We start from the raw sequence: 14,230 nt of genomic DNA, 5'->3' as shown, positions 1-14,230 counted from the left end.
TCAAGCAGGCGGCTCTAGTGGCCAGGAGGCGCCTGCTTGACGGGTGCGTCCTTGGCGGCGCCAGAGCCGACAAAGCGCTGGGCCATGGGCTGGGCGCTGACGCCGTGCAGCACCACCGAGATCATGACCGTCAACACCACGCAGGCGAGGATCTCGTCGCTGCCGGGGATCGGGTACTGGTCGTAGATCAGCAGTGCGAACAGGATGCTGGCCAACCCCCGAGGTCCGAACCAGCCGAGGAAGGTCTTTTCATAGGCGGACAAGCCGAGTCCGGTGAGCGATATCCAGATCGGAATCATGCGAATCACCGACAGGTACATCAGCGCCAGAGCAACGGTCTTCCAGGACGCATGCGAGAGGGCCAGCGGCACCATTACCGCACCGAAGATCAGGAAGGTGGCGATGGTCAAGAGCTGGCCCTCGCTCTCCATGAACTCCTCGATGAAGGTGGTGTCATGGCGTAGCTGGTTGCCGAAGGTCAGGCCGCCGAGGAACACCGCGATAAAGCCGTTGCCGCCGACGGTTTCGGCGACCAGATAGATCAGGAAGGCCAGCGCCAGAAACAGGATGCCCTGATAGATGACGGTGACGTAGCCGCGGTCGATGGCGGCGTCGAGCAGGCGGGCAAAGCCCCAGCCGAACAGCACCCCGACCAGCGGCCCGAGGGTCAGTTGCAGCAGGGCGAAGGTCCAGAGGTTGTTCGGGGCGTCGGCGACCTCGGTGCCGGTGGCCGCCACCGCCAGCAGTGCCGAGGCAAGAATCACGGGTACAGCCAGACCATCATTGAGCCCACTTTCGACGTTGATCGACTGGCGGATACGTTCCGGCACGCTGGGGCTCGATACCACCGCCTGGCCCAAGGCCGCGTCGGTCGGGGTAAGAATCGCCGCCACCAGCATGGCGGTGCCCCAGGCTGCTTCCGGCGAGACCCACTTGGCCATCAGCGTGCCCAGCAAGACCGTCAGGGGCATGCCGATCAACAGCATGCGCAGCGGAATCGCCAGGTTCTGGCGCAGAGACTTCAGCTTGACCACCGAGGCATCGGCGAACAGCACGATGATCAGGGTGATCTCGGCGATCACCTGGGTCAGCTCCTGCTGCATGTCCATGGGCACCAGGTCCGGCGTCAGCGCGCCCAGCCCCATCCCCGCGGCCATGAACACCATGGGCAGACTGATCAGCGAGGCCGAGATGCGCCGCGACAGCAGGGCAAAGGCGATGATGATCAGAAGGATCAGCAGCAGGGCGGTGTGATGCATGGCAGGCGACACTCCGAAAATGCATGGGAGCTACGGTTGTACCATAGCCGCAATGGCTTGGGGGGGCAGGCGAGCGCGATGACCAGAGGTGCATAACTGGCGGTTTGGGAACGTTGCTCATGGGGCCTGGGTCAGTGATCGGGCGAGTCAGGGGACTGACAGCAGCCCTGTTGGCGGGTAATCTCGAAGACACCGTTTTTTCAGTGTGCCCCGGAGCCTGCCATGGATTGCCTGTTCTGCAAGATCATCAACCGCGAGATTCCCGCCGATATCGTCTACGAGGACGATCAGGTGCTGGCCTTCAACGATATCGATCCCAAGGCCCCGACCCATATGCTGGTCATCCCCAAGAAGCATATTGCCACCCTCAACGACATCACCGAGGAAGACCAGGCACTGGTGGGGCGCCTGCCGCTGACCGCCTCGCGTCTGGCCAAGGACCTCGGGTTTGCCGAAGACGGCTTCAGGGTGGTGATGAATTGCAATGAAGACGGCGGCCAGACGGTCTATCATATTCACATGCACGTGATGGGCGGTCGTCGCTTCACATGGCCGGCTGGCTAGCCGGCGCGCGACGGAGTCTCTTCCGGCAGTTCAAGCGCTCGACGCATCCGTGCATTCTCCGGCGTCGCCTGGTGTCCCCCAGGCGGCGCCGATCGCTTTTGGTGTGTGTTGAGCGTCGAGGCGTCGCCGCCCTCAACATGAAGAACCGGCGCCGATCGGTTTTTGTTTCTAGGCGCCGCCGAGGGGCTGGTGCCCCATTTGAAAAGCCGGCGCCGATCGGTTTTTTCGATGTGTTGAGCGTCGAGGCGTCGCCGCCCTCAACATGAAGAGCCGGCGCTTGAGTGCCGCCGACGCTTGCGTAGAATAATCCCTTGATGCGAACGTTCATCGTTTCGCCCATGTTCGCTGGCTCACTTAGTCGTACAAGGATCGCGCCATGTCCCGCTCTCTCAGCCCCGCCGATCGGGCCATCCATCAGTTCGACAATGTATTGCGCACCCTGGTGCCGGGGGCGGCGCGGGCATCACGGCCGACGCCCGCGGTCGATACGATCCAGGACGGCGAGATGAGCCCGGATGAGCGCCATCACGCGGCCGGCCTGATGCGCATCAACCACACCGGCGAGGTATGCGCCCAGGCGCTGTACCAGGGCCAGGGCCTGACCGCCAAATTGCCGGAGGTGCGCGGCCAGATGGAGGAAGCCGCCCAGGAAGAGATCGATCACCTTGCCTGGTGCGAGGACCGGCTCAGGGAGTTGAATGCGCCGACCAGTCGACTCAATCCGCTGTTCTATGCGGCGTCCTTCGGCATGGGGGCGCTGGCGGGGGCGGTTGGCGATCGTGTCAGCCTGGGCTTTGTCGCCGCCACCGAGGAGCAGGTTGGCAAGCATCTGGACGAGCACCTCGAGACCTTGCCCGAAGGGGACAAGCGCTCCCGGGCGGTGCTCAGGCAGATGGCCATCGACGAGGCCCACCACGCCCAGCAGGCGCTGGAGGCTGGTGGCGCCAGGTTCCCTGGCCCGGTCAAGGCCGGCATGACGCTGATGTCCAGGGTGATGACCAAGAGCGTCTACCGCATCTGATCCTGTGCCGGTGGCCAGCGCCTGATGCTGCGATGGCCTCGCCCTCACGCAAAAGCCCCTGCCGATCGGCAGGGGCTTTTGCGTGAGGGTGGCTGTCGATCCGAGGCGCTCGCTGCTGCGCGGCGCTCGAAGCGGCCTCAGGATTCGACGATGGTGTAGGAATGGGTGACCTCGACGCCGCCCTTGGCCAGCATGATGGAGGCGCTGCAGTACTTGTCGGCGGAGAGTTCCACCGCGCGCTGGACCTGCTTTTCCTTGAGCCCCTTGCCGGTGACGGTGAAGTGCACGTGGATCTTGGTAAACACCGACGGCACGCTGTCGGCGCGTTCGGCCTCGATGTCGGCGACGCAGTCTTCCACCGGGGCGCGGGACTTCTCGAGGATCTCCAGCACGTCGAAGGAGGTGCAGGCGCCCATGCCCATCAGCAGCATCTCCATCGGGCGCGGCCCGGTGTTGCGGCCACCGTGATCGGGGGGGCCGTCGATGACCACGGCGTGGCCACTACCGGATTCGGCCACGAACTGACGGCCGTCGGTCCATTTGACGCTGGCTTTCATGGGGATTCCTTCTTTTTCTGCGATAGTGATGTCGATGTTTTTTGATGCGGTCTGCAGGATGCGGTCTGCAGGATGCAGCCGGACTCAATCAGCGTTCGCCAGGAGTGCCGCCGAGTCTGTGATTCAACGCCTCGAGGCGCTCGGGCGTACCCACGTCGACCCAGTCTCCCCGATGGTGGGTGCCGGCGACGAGGTCGCGGGCCATGGCCTCGCGAAGCAGTGGAGCGACAGGATAGCAGGGAGCGGGCAGGTCATTCACCAGACGCGGGTCGATCAGCGCTATCCCCGAGTAGGTAAACTTTGGCGAGCCGTCGCTCGAAACTCTGCCGCCGGCCGCCAGGTGGAAGTCGCCGTCCGGGTTGTGGACGGGGTTGTCGACCAGCACCAGATGGGCCAGATCGCCCTCCAGAGAGGGCAGGGCGCTGGGGTCGATGTCGCAGAAGGCATCGGCGCTGACCAGCACGAAGGGCTCCTCGCCGAGCAGTGGGCGAGCCTTGGCGATACCGCCGGCGGTCTCCAGCGGCTCGTCCTCGCGACTGTAGGCAATCGATACCCCGTAGCGTTCACCGTCGCCCAGAGTCTCGATAATCTGGTCGGCACGGTAGCTGACGTTGATCACCACCTGTTCGATACCGCAGCCGGCCAGGCGCCTGAGGTGGTGGCCAATCAGCGGTTCGCCGGCCACCGGCAACAGGGGTTTGGGGCAGTGGTCGGTCAGCGGCCGCATGCGTTTGCCGAGACCGGCGGCCAGGATCATGGCTTTCATGGGCGCACCTCTGCGACACGGGCTTCGATCAGCGGGCGCAGGCTGTCTTCGACCCAGGCGCTGAAGTCGGCGTGTCCCGCGAGGCCCTCCAGCCCCTCGAGGCTGTCCTGAAGATGGGCAAGAAAGTGAGGTAGACGCGCCAGGTAGCCGTCGCGCTGGTCGCGCAGGGTCAGGCGACAGAAGATGCCGAGCACCTTGAGCGCACGCTGGGCAGCCATGGCATTGACCCAGCGCAGGAAACTGTCGCTATCCACCGAGTCGGACAGGCGCCCGTCGGCTATCGCGCGCTGGCGGAAAGCCTCGCTCCAGGCAGCCCGGGTGGCCGCATCGAAGCGCCGATAGCGCCCGTGCAACAGTGAGATCAGGTCATAGGTGATGGGGCCTGCCAGGGCGTCCTGGAAGTCGATCAACCACAGTTCGGCGGCGTGACGCATCAGGTTCATGGCGTCGAAGTCGCGGTGCACGGCGACCACCGGCTGGGCCAGCGCCTGTTCGATCAGCGCCTGGCGCAGCGCTGGCCAGCCGGGAGGCTGGCCATCCAACTCCAGCCACTGGCCGAGGCACCAGTCGGGGAACAGGTCCAGTTCCCGGGCCAGCGTTTCGGCGTCGTAGGGCGGCAGGCTATCGCTCGGAGCCTTCCGCTGAAGCTCCTCGAGCAGCGAGATGGCGGCGTCGAAATGGGCGTGGGTGGTGGCCTCGTCGGCACCGTCGAGGGCCAGGTGCAGCGGCTCGTCGCCGAGGTCCTCAAGCTCCACGAAGCCCTGGTCGGCGTCCACGGCATAGACCCGGGGTACCGGCAGGCTGGCTGCGTGCCAGTCACGGGCGATGGCGACGAAGGGGCCGACGTCCTCCTGGGGGGGCGGGGCGTCCATCAGCATGCGGGTCTCCCCACTTTCCAGGGTGAGGCGGTAGTAACGCCTGAAGCTGGCGTCGCCGGCGGCCAGCACGAGATCGCTCGAGCCCTCGATGGACGGGTGCTGTGCCTGTGCCCAAAGGCGCAGTTGCTCGAGTCGGCGGGGGCTTTCAGCCTGGGACATCGGGGGGAAAACTCCTGGTGGCGGCAGGGCGAAGGATGCCAATGTCGGTTGACGCTCCGTTGGCCTCACCGCATGCTGTGCATGGATCAAGGGCGGCCGTGGCGCGAATCTCGTTGGAACAGATCGGCGTTACAGGTCGGCCGCGGCCTGTATAATACCGATTCACCCCGTCGAGGACAGCGTGCAACATGGCCAAGCGATACGCATGGACGGCCCTGGCGGGCCTCGCCACCACCAGTCTGGTGTCGTCCCCCCTGTGGGCGGCCCCACCTGAACCCCTGCCGGCAAGCCAGATGGATTGGCAGCCCTGGGGCGATGACCGTCCCGCCGGGACGGTGTGCCGAGGCTACTACGTTCAGCCCGAATACCGCCTTCCTGCGCCGGCCATCGATGGCCAGGTCAACAGCGAATCCAACACCGCCAACTACGGCACCGATGGTGACACCGTGCTCGACGGTGAAGTGGTGCTGCGCAAGGGCGATACCCAGCTCGAAGCAACCCGGGTGCAGGTGCCACCGGAGCGTGACCTGGCCAACGCCAGTGGTCCCCTGACCCTGCGCGACAAGGGCCTGCTGGTACGCGGCGACAGCGCCGAGGTTTCCCTGAACAGTGACCAGGCCACCATCGATTCGGCCCACTACGTGGCCCACGAGTCGCGCCTGCGCGGCGACGCCATCCAGCTCGAGCGAGTCAGTGACAACGTCTTCCGCCTGCGCGAGGCCAGCTTCACCACCTGTGAGCCCGGCGACAGCACCTGGCGCCTGATCGGCAACGATATTCTGCTGGATCGCAACAAAGGCTATGGTACCGCCAAGCACGCCCGTCTGGAGCTGGGCGATGTGCCGGTGTTCTACTGGCCCTGGGTGCGCTTTCCCATCGATGAACGCCGTCAGACGGGCTTCCTGTGGCCGACCATCGGCGTCTCCGACGGTGGTGTCGACTACGCACAGCCCTTCTATCTGAACCTGGCGCCCAACTATGACGCTACCATCACCCCGCGCTGGATCGACGACAGCGGGTTATTGATGGGGGCGGAGTTCCGCTATCTGTTTCCCACCGATCAGGGCACCCTGGAAGGCGCCTACATCGGCGACGACAAGTCCGCCGGGGATGACGACTCCACCACCGAACTCGAGAACGGCGACGAGCGCTGGTACTTCGACTACAGCCACTACGGGCGCTTCAGCTCGCGCGTGCCTTACCGGCTGCGCTACGGCGCCGCCAGCGACGGCCGCTACTTCGATGACTTCGGGCGTACCTTTGGTGAGACGGACACCAGCAACATGGCGCGTCTGGCCCAGATCGACTACCTCGGCGACACCTGGAACCTCCAGGCCAAGGCCCAGGGCTATCAGCTGCTGGACGATCCGGTAGACGAAGGCGACAAGCCCTTCTACCGGCTGCCAAGCCTGACCGCCAACGGCCGCTGGTCACAGGACCTCGGTTTCTATCAGGAGTGGAACTCCAACGCGACCTACTTCTGGCGGGATATCGAGGGCGACGAGAACGGCTTCTACGACTACGAGGATACCCAGCGCCGCATCCCGTTGAGGGAAGACGTCAAGGGCGCCCGCCTGGATCTGGCGCCGGCGGTGGGCTACCGCTTCGAGCCGAGCTGGGGCTTCTTCGAGCCCCGCGTGGCGCTGCAGCACACACGCTACGACCTCGACTATGACGATCGCATCACCGACAACAGCGAGAGTCCGACGCTGACCGCGCCGGTCACCACCATCGACGCCGGGCTGATCTTCGAGCGCGACTTTGCCTTTGGCGGCGACGACTGGCGCCAGACCCTCGAGCCACGCCTGAATTATGCCTACGTACCGGAACGCGACCAGAGCGACTTCCCCGACTTCGACACCGAAGAGCTGTCGTTCTCCTGGAACCAGCTGTGGTCACCGTACCGCTTCTCCGGTGGCGATCGTCTGGGTGACCTGAATCGTCTGTCCTACGGCGTGGAAAGCCGCTTCCTCGAAGACCAGAGCGGCCGCGAGCGCCTCTCCATCGGGGTCGGTCAGGCGGCCTACTTCGAGGACCGCAATATCGACATGGCCGGTGACCCCGAGACGCTGCCGGGGGATGAGACGTCATTCGACTACTACGACGCCACCCGCGATCGTTCGCCCTGGGTAACCCGCCTCAACTGGCAGATCACCGACAACTGGAGCACCCGTTGGCAGTGGCTTTACGACGACGAGGAAAGTCGCACCGAGAGCACCGGCCTTGGCGTGCAGTACCGTGCCGACGCCGGTCACGTGCTCAACCTGGGTTACCGCTGGGAGCTTGAAGGCTTCGACAACGCCGACGATGACGACGACGTTCGCAACTACAACCGCGAAGAGTACGACATGTCCTTCGCCTACAAGGCCACGGATCGTTTCGACGTCATCGGCCGGGTGCTCTACGACAACACCAACGACCGTGCCCTCGACCAGATGGCGGGTGTGCAGTGGAACGACTGCTGTTATGGTGTGCAGGTCGTGTGGCGCGAGTGGATCGAAGACGAGGACACCGCCAACAACCTCGAAGACGACACCACAGATCGCGGGCTCTTCCTGCGCTTTGTGCTCAAGGGCTTCGGTGGCTTCGGTGGCGAGGCGGACACCTACTTCCAGTCTGCGGTGCCCGGTTACCGTCCCGGCCTGAACTAAATACCCTGGCGTATCCCCAACGGCGAGCACGCGACGTGCTCGCCGCATCGAATCTGAGTGAACGAGGAAGCATGACTATGCGTAGCCGACCCCTTGCCGCCCTGGCGATGGCCGCCTGTCTGGCACTGACCACCGTGGCGGCCCACGCCCAGGACGGTTACCGCCAGCCGCTGGATCGGATCGTCGCCGTGGTCAACGAGGACGCCATCATGGCCTCCCAGCTCGATGACCGCGTAGAGCAGGCCATGGCCAGACTGCGCGCAAGCGACATGGACACTCCTCCGGAGCAGGCCCTGCGTGAGCAGATTCTGGACCGCATGATCGTCGAGGAGATCGAGGTGCAGATGGCCGAGCGCATGAACCTGAGCGTCGACGATACCGAGCTCAATCGTCAGGTGCGCGCCGTGGCCAACCAGAACGGTGTGAGCCTGGAGCAGTTCGCCGATCGGCTCGAGTCCCAGGGCATGAGCCTGTCCCAGGTGCGTGATCAGATCCGTCGCGAGATGCTGATCATGAAGGTCCAGCAGGCCCAGGTGTCCAGCCGGATCAACATCTCCGAGTCCGAGGTCGAGCGCTATCTGCAGCAGGAGGGCGTCGGCACCAGCCGCGAGGAGGCGCGCCAGGCGATCTTCCAGCGCAAGGCCGGCGATGAACTCGAGAAGTGGGTTCAGGAAATTCGCGGCGAGGCCTTCGTCGAGAAGCGCCTGAACCAGGGCTGATGTCGCAGCGGATGAAGGCACCGATCGTGGTGACCACCGGCGAACCCGCCGGTATCGGTCCAGAGCTTGCCCTGATGCTGGCTGCGCGCCACGCCACCGACTGGGTCGCCATTGGCGACCCAGAGCTGTTGAGGGCTCGCGCCCAGGCGCTCGGACTGGATGTCGAGGTGGTGATAGCGGCACCGGGCGAGGCGCACCCGGGGCCGCGCCGGCAGCGTCTGGCGGTGTGGCCGGTCGCGCTCAAGGAGGCCAGCGAGCCTGGCGTGCTGTCGACAGCCAACGCCGACTATGTGCTCGAGACTCTGGATATGGCGGTGGCCCAGTGCCTGGCCGGCAAGGCCTCGGCGATGGTCACGGCGCCGCTGCACAAGGGGGTGATCCGCGACGCGGGGCACCACCACTTCACCGGCCATACCGAGTACCTGCGCGATGCCTGCGGGGTCGAGGAGGTGGTCATGATGCTGGCCACCGACAGCGCCCTGCACGGGCGCGTCGTCTCGGCCGACGCCACCACTGATCCATTGCGTTCGATACCGCTGCGGGTGGCCCTGGCGACCACCCACCTGCCGCTGCGCGAGGTGGCCGATGCGCTGTCTCAAAAGGGGCTCGAGCGAGTGCTGCGTATACTGGCTCGGGACCTGACAGACTTCTTTGGCGTTGTCTCTCCGCGGATCGCCGTGTGCGGTCTGAACCCCCACGCCGGCGAGGATGGGCATCTCGGGCGCGAAGAGATCGAGATCATCACCCCGGTGCTCGAACGGCTACGTGAAGAAGGACTGGCCCTTGACGGGCCGCTGCCGGCGGATACCCTTTTCACCCCGCGCCATCTCGACGGCGTCGACGCGGTGCTGGCGATGTATCATGACCAGGGTCTGCCGGTGCTCAAGTACTCGGGATTCGGCCAGGCCGCCAACATCACATTAGGGCTGCCGCTGGCACGGACCTCGGTGGACCACGGCACCGCCCTGGACCTGGCCGGGCATGGCACCGCCAGTCCCGATAGCCTGGCGGTGGCGATTGCCCTCGCCGAGGATATGGGCAGCCGGGTGGCCGAGCGCTGAAGGTCCGTCACCCCAACCCTCGTTTTGCAAAGGATTCAAGCATGTCATCCCGCCCCACGGCGCACCGGGCCCGCAAGCGCTTCGGTCAGAACTTCTTGCGTGATCCCGGCGTCATCTCGCGCATCGTGCGTTCCATCGGGGCGCGCCCCGGCGACCGTATGGTCGAGATCGGCCCTGGCCAGGGGGCGCTGACCGAACCACTGCTCGATGCCACCGACGGTGATCTGGAGGTCATCGAGCTGGACCGGGACCTGATTCCGGGGCTGCGGGTGCAATTCTTCAATCACCCGAACTTCGTCATCCACGAAGGCGACGCCCTCAAGATGGACTTCGTTGCGCTACGCGGCGAGGGCCAGCCACTCCGGGTCGTCGGCAACCTTCCCTACAACATCTCGACCCCGCTGATCTCGCACTTGCTCAAGGCCGGCGACGCCATCCAGGACATGCACTTCATGCTGCAGAAGGAGGTGGTGGATCGTCTTGCGGCGCCACCGGGCGGAGGTGATCGTGGGCGGCTGTCGGTGCTGGCGCAGTACTTCTGCGACGTCGATTCGCTGTTCGTGGTACCGCCGGAGGCCTTCGTGCCGCGTCCCAAGGTGGACTCGGCCATCGTCAGGCTGACCCCGCGTGAGCGACCCCAGGGGCGGGCCAAGGACGAGACGTTGCTGTTCGACGTGGTGCGCGAGGCCTTCGGTCAGCGGCGCAAGACGCTGCGCAACAATCTCAAGGGACGCATCGACGGTGACGCCCTCGAGGCCCTCGGTATCGATCCGAGCCGGCGGCCCCAGACGCTGGAGGTGGAAGAGTTCGTGTCCATCGCCAACGCCTTGAGTGCAGAGGAGAACCCGTCATGAGCGAGATGCCCGACGTAAGGGTCGATGTGGAGCCCGCCTATCGTGAAGATGAATCTTCGCCGATGGAGAACCGCTTCGTGTTCAGCTACACGGTGACGGTGCACAATCATTCGCCGGGGAATATCCAGTTGATGGCGCGTTTCTGGAAGATCACCCAGACCAGCGGGCAGGTCCAGGAGGTTCGCGGCAAGGGGGTGGTCGGCAAGCAGCCGATGATAGGTCCCGGTCAGACCTTCCAGTACACCAGTCGTGCCATTCTCGACGGGCCGGTAGGGTTCATGGAAGGGGCCTATACCTGCGTGGACACCGCCAGCCAGCGTCCCTTCGAAGTGCCGATCACGGTGTTTCGCCTGGCCACACCCAACCAGATTCACTGATCTGGCGCATCGAACGACCTTCAAGAGCCCCGAGATCCTATGAAACGCTACGCTATCGGTGACCTTCAAGGCTGTCACGAGGAATTCATCGCCCTGCTCGAGGCGCTCGACTTCGATCCACGTCGGGATCAGTTGTGGCTGGCCGGAGATCTGGTCAACCGCGGGCCGGGGTCGCTGGCCTGCCTGCGCGAAGTGATGGCGCTGGGGGAGGCGGCCAGGGTGGTGCTAGGCAACCACGACCTGCATTTGCTGGCGGTCGCGCGAGGTGGCGCCGCGACCAAGCGCAAGGACACCATCGACGATATTCTAGAGGCCGAGGATCGCGAGACCCTGCTCGACTGGCTCCAGGCCAGGCCGCTGCTGGTGCGCGATGGCAATACCCTGATGACCCACGCCGGCCTGCCGCCCCAGTGGGGGCTGGATCAGGCCGAGTCGCTGGCCGGTGAGGTCGAGTGGATGCTGACCGGCGAGCGTGCCGGCGATTTTCTCACGCGCATGTACGGCAATCGTCCGCGCCGCTTCAAGCCGCACCAGGAAGGGGTCGACCGCCTGCGGGCCATCGTCAATACCCTGACCCGTATGCGCTTCATCGACGCCGAGGGGCGCCTGGATTTTGACGCCAAGGAAGGCCTGGACAGCGCGCCGGACGGCTTCGCTCCCTGGTTTCAGTACCCTCGCCAGGATGATCCCTGGCTGCTGTTCGGCCACTGGGCCGCGCTCAACGGCGAGGCCAGCGGCAGTCGGGTTCGCGCCGAGGCGCTGGATACCGGCTGCGTCTGGGGCGGCAGTCTGACCGCGCTGGACCTGGACAGCGGCGAGCGCATCAGCGTGCCCAGTCGGCAGTTTGCGTAACGCCGCAGGCCACTCGCCGATACCCGCTTCCCCGTGCCCGACCCTTCCCTTTATCAAGGAGTCCATATGACGTCCGCCGCCTTCGAACATCTGGATATCGAGCGCCTGAGCCAGTGGCTCGATGAGCAAGGCGAGCTGTGTCTCGTCGATATTCGCGATCCCGGCAGCTACGCCCAGGGCCACATTCCCGGCAGCCGCCATCTGGACAACCACAGCGTAGGGCCGTTGGTCGAGCAAACGCCGAAGGATAGGCCCCTGGTAGTGGTGTGCTATCACGGCCATTCCAGCCAGCAGGCGGCAAGCTGGCTCAGCGCCCAGGGCTTCGAGCGTGTCTACAGCCTCGATGGTGGTTTTTCCGAGTGGCAGCATCGCCTGCCCGAACGGGTGAGCCGGACGGCGTCATGACCCGGGATCGCGAGCAGCGCCAGGGCGACGAGCCTTGTGCGGGGCTGGAGGTCTATCGGGTGGGGGGCGCGGTACGCGACGCTCTACTTGGCTGGCCGGTGAAGGACACCGACTGGGTGGTGGTCGGCGCCACCCCCGAGGCCATGCGCCAGCGTGGTTTTCGCCCGGTGGGGCGCGACTTTCCGGTATTTCTGCACCCCGAGACCCACGAAGAGTACGCCCTGGCGCGGACCGAGCGAAAGTCCGGTCACGGCTATACCGGCTTTGTGGTGCACGCCAGCCCCGAGGTGACCCTGGAGGAAGACCTGGCCCGTCGCGATCTGACCATCAACGCCATGGCCGAGTCGCTCGACGGCGCACTGGTGGATCCCTTCGATGGCCGTCGAGACCTCGATGATCGACTGCTGCGCCACGTCAGCCCGGCCTTCGTCGAGGATCCCTTGAGGGTGCTGCGTACCGCCCGCTTTCTGGCCCGTTATGCAGGCCTTGGCTTTCGCATCGCCGAACCGACCCAGGCGCTGATGCGCCAACTGGCCGACAGCGGTGAGCTCGACCATCTGGTGGCCGAGCGGGTCTGGGTGGAGACCGAGAAAGCGCTCGGCGAGCCCGAGCCGCGGCATTACTTCGATGCCCTGGCCGCCTGCGGTGCACTTGAGCGGCTGATGCCGGCGCTGAACGAGGCGGGCGGTGATGCCCTGGAGCGCGCGCTTGTGCGGATGACGAGATTGCCCGAGGCGTTGTCCGGTTCGCCCTGTTGGCGCTGGGGGCGCCTGGTGGAGGCGCTGAGTGCGCCCGCACGCAAGGCCCTGGAGGAACGCCTCAAGCTACCCAACGACTATCGTGACGCCGGGCATCAGTTGGCGTCGACCCGGCAGCTGGCGTCGTCGCTTGCTCAGGACGGTGATCGCTCGGCGCCGTCGATCGCCATGGACTGGCTCGATGGCATCGACGCCTGGCGCCGCGGTGAGCGGGTGGCGCCGCTGCTGGCGGTGCTGGCACTTAGGCGTCCCGGGGACGCCGAGCGCTTGGCGCTGGGCTATCGTACGGCGCTGGCGCTCTCGCCCAGAGACCTGCTCGATGAGGGCTTCAAGGGTGCGGCGCTGGGTCAGGAGTTACGACACAGGCGGCTTGCCGTCCTGGAAGACGCCTGGCGCTAGCGGGCTTGCGCTGCTATTTCTCAAATGCCCCCTCGAGTGCCGCGCGTGAAGGCAGCGCCCGATCCCCCCAGTGGAACTCGATGGGCCACAACGGCTGGTCGTCCGCGTCGAAGGCCTGCCAGATCTCCTGATAGCAGCGCCCGTCGAGGGGGTGGCGGTGCTCCGGCAGCAGCTCGGCCATGGGCCAGAGCACGAAGGCGTGGTGCAGGATTTCGCCTCGCGGCAGGCTGACGCCGTCGATGTCGCCTACCTGCTCGCCGACGGTGAGGATGTCCACGTCGAGGGTGCGAGGGCTGAACTTGGGGCTGTCCTTGCGTCGACCATTGGCGGCCTCGAGCCGTTTGCACCAGGCCTGCAGTTCGCCAACGGACCAGTCGCTGTAGAGGGCGACCACCAGGTTGTAGAAGTTGCGACCGTCTTCGAAGCCGACCGGCTTGCTTTCGTAGACCCGCGAGATGGCAAGCTCGCCAAAGGTCTCCGACAGGGCGTCCAGGCAGACGCGAATATGCTGGTCGCGCTCGATATTGCTGCCAAGACTCAGGGTTACCAGCGCCATCAGTGGCCCCCGGGGCGCTGACCGCGCTCGATGCTGACGCCTACGGCGCGGGCGTTGGCCACCGCCCCGGGCTTGCGCAGGGTCATCTTCAGCCAGGGTACGCCGAACTCCTCCTGCAATAGTTCCGCCAGCCGCTCGGCAAAGGTTTCCACCAACTCGAAGCTGTGTTCTTCGGCGAAGACCCCGATGCGACGGCTGATGGCGTCATAGTCGAGGGTCTGGCTCAGGTCATCGTCTTGCGCTGCAGCGCGGATGTCGGTGGCCAGCACCAGGTCCAGCGTCAGGCGCTGGGTGATGCTGCGCTCCCAGTCATAGACGCCGATGACGGTATCCAGTTCAAGGCCTTCGATCAGTACCTGATCCATCGGTGATCCCCGGTGATTGTCCTCCCGGC

At 65.4% G+C, this 14,230-nt stretch carries 16 protein-coding genes; 10 read left to right on the top strand and 6 right to left on the bottom strand.

Translation table 11 applies throughout. The features are described 5' to 3' along the window. Nucleotides 1-14: 14 nt before the first annotated feature. A complete protein-coding gene (locus NFI08_RS13600; RefSeq protein ID WP_045992117.1) occupies nt 15-1,259 on the bottom strand; it encodes a cation:proton antiporter in 1,245 nt (414 codons plus the stop codon). Between the two features lie 222 nt (nt 1,260-1,481). Between NFI08_RS13600 and NFI08_RS13595 the strand changes: the two genes are divergently transcribed. Both NFI08_RS13595 and coq7 read left to right on the top strand, forming a co-directional pair. Next, on the top strand, nt 1,482-1,823 hold the full coding sequence (locus tag NFI08_RS13595) for a histidine triad nucleotide-binding protein (protein ID WP_045992116.1): 342 nt from the start codon (nt 1,482-1,484) through the stop codon (nt 1,821-1,823). 376 nt (nt 1,824-2,199) lie between these two features. Beyond that, nucleotides 2,200-2,844 carry a 2-polyprenyl-3-methyl-6-methoxy-1,4-benzoquinone monooxygenase gene (gene coq7, locus NFI08_RS13590; RefSeq protein ID WP_286986032.1) on the top strand — a complete coding sequence of 215 codons (645 nt, stop codon included), beginning with the start codon at nt 2,200-2,202 and terminating at the stop codon, nt 2,842-2,844. A gap of 137 nt (nt 2,845-2,981) precedes the next feature. Here coq7 and NFI08_RS13585 read toward each other — a convergent pair whose 3' ends face one another. From NFI08_RS13585 to NFI08_RS13575, 3 genes are all read right to left on the bottom strand, one after another. After that, a complete protein-coding gene (locus NFI08_RS13585; protein ID WP_108131335.1) occupies nt 2,982-3,401 on the bottom strand; it encodes an OsmC family protein in 420 nt (139 codons plus the stop codon). Nucleotides 3,402-3,489: 88 nt separating this feature from the next. Further along, a complete protein-coding gene (murU, locus tag NFI08_RS13580; RefSeq protein WP_286986035.1) occupies nt 3,490-4,167 on the bottom strand; it encodes an N-acetylmuramate alpha-1-phosphate uridylyltransferase MurU in 678 nt (225 codons plus the stop codon). Beyond that, nucleotides 4,164-5,204, bottom strand: coding sequence for an aminoglycoside phosphotransferase family protein (locus NFI08_RS13575; protein ID WP_349589970.1), 1,041 nt, complete (start codon nt 5,202-5,204; stop codon nt 4,164-4,166). Before NFI08_RS13575 ends, murU begins: the two co-directional genes overlap by 4 nt. 188 nt (nt 5,205-5,392) lie before the next feature. On the opposite strand from NFI08_RS13575, the gene NFI08_RS13570 reads away from it, so the two are divergent. From NFI08_RS13570 to NFI08_RS13535, 8 genes are all read left to right on the top strand, one after another. Continuing rightward, nucleotides 5,393-7,855 (top strand): LPS-assembly protein LptD, encoded by a 2,463-nt coding sequence (locus NFI08_RS13570; protein ID WP_108448067.1) that lies wholly within the window; start codon nt 5,393-5,395, stop codon nt 7,853-7,855. 77 nt (nt 7,856-7,932) lie between these two features. Next, on the top strand, nt 7,933-8,574 hold the full coding sequence (locus NFI08_RS13565; protein WP_108448068.1) for a SurA N-terminal domain-containing protein: 642 nt from the start codon (nt 7,933-7,935) through the stop codon (nt 8,572-8,574). A gap of 11 nt (nt 8,575-8,585) precedes the next feature. After that, complete coding sequence (gene pdxA, locus NFI08_RS13560) at nt 8,586-9,635, top strand: 4-hydroxythreonine-4-phosphate dehydrogenase PdxA (protein WP_108448185.1); 1,050 nt, start codon at nt 8,586-8,588, stop codon at nt 9,633-9,635. 41 nt (nt 9,636-9,676) lie between these two features. Beyond that, nucleotides 9,677-10,489: a 16S rRNA (adenine(1518)-N(6)/adenine(1519)-N(6))-dimethyltransferase RsmA gene (gene rsmA / locus NFI08_RS13555; protein ID WP_108448069.1), complete on the top strand. Its 813-nt coding sequence runs from the start codon at nt 9,677-9,679 to the stop codon at nt 10,487-10,489. Further along, complete coding sequence (apaG, locus tag NFI08_RS13550) at nt 10,486-10,866, top strand: Co2+/Mg2+ efflux facilitator ApaG/CorD (RefSeq protein ID WP_045991851.1); 381 nt, start codon at nt 10,486-10,488, stop codon at nt 10,864-10,866. Before rsmA ends, apaG begins: the two co-directional genes overlap by 4 nt. Before the next feature lie 39 nt (nt 10,867-10,905). Then, nucleotides 10,906-11,718, top strand: a complete 813-nt coding sequence (locus tag NFI08_RS13545) for a symmetrical bis(5'-nucleosyl)-tetraphosphatase (protein ID WP_108448070.1) — start codon at nt 10,906-10,908, stop codon at nt 11,716-11,718. A gap of 66 nt (nt 11,719-11,784) precedes the next feature. After that, entirely contained in the window at nt 11,785-12,123 is a 339-nt protein-coding gene (gene glpE, locus NFI08_RS13540) for a thiosulfate sulfurtransferase GlpE (RefSeq protein ID WP_108448071.1), read from the top strand. After that, a complete protein-coding gene (locus tag NFI08_RS13535; RefSeq protein ID WP_108448072.1) occupies nt 12,120-13,280 on the top strand; it encodes a tRNA nucleotidyltransferase/poly(A) polymerase-related protein in 1,161 nt (386 codons plus the stop codon). Before glpE ends, NFI08_RS13535 begins: the two co-directional genes overlap by 4 nt. A gap of 13 nt (nt 13,281-13,293) precedes the next feature. Here NFI08_RS13535 and folK read toward each other — a convergent pair whose 3' ends face one another. Both folK and folB read right to left on the bottom strand, forming a co-directional pair. Further along, nucleotides 13,294-13,836 (bottom strand): 2-amino-4-hydroxy-6-hydroxymethyldihydropteridine diphosphokinase, encoded by a 543-nt coding sequence (gene folK, locus NFI08_RS13530; RefSeq protein WP_286986043.1) that lies wholly within the window; start codon nt 13,834-13,836, stop codon nt 13,294-13,296. After that, nucleotides 13,836-14,201: a dihydroneopterin aldolase gene (gene folB, locus NFI08_RS13525; protein WP_045991856.1), complete on the bottom strand. Its 366-nt coding sequence runs from the start codon at nt 14,199-14,201 to the stop codon at nt 13,836-13,838. Before folB ends, folK begins: the two co-directional genes overlap by 1 nt. Between the last annotated feature and the right edge of the window lie 29 nt (nt 14,202-14,230).

It is taken from the genome of Halomonas sp. EF61, assembly GCF_040147045.1.
GTDB lineage: Bacteria > Pseudomonadota > Gammaproteobacteria > Pseudomonadales > Halomonadaceae > Halomonas > Halomonas litopenaei.
Note: the sequence above shows the minus strand (reverse complement) of the source record. Positions and strands in the feature narration are given on the sequence as shown.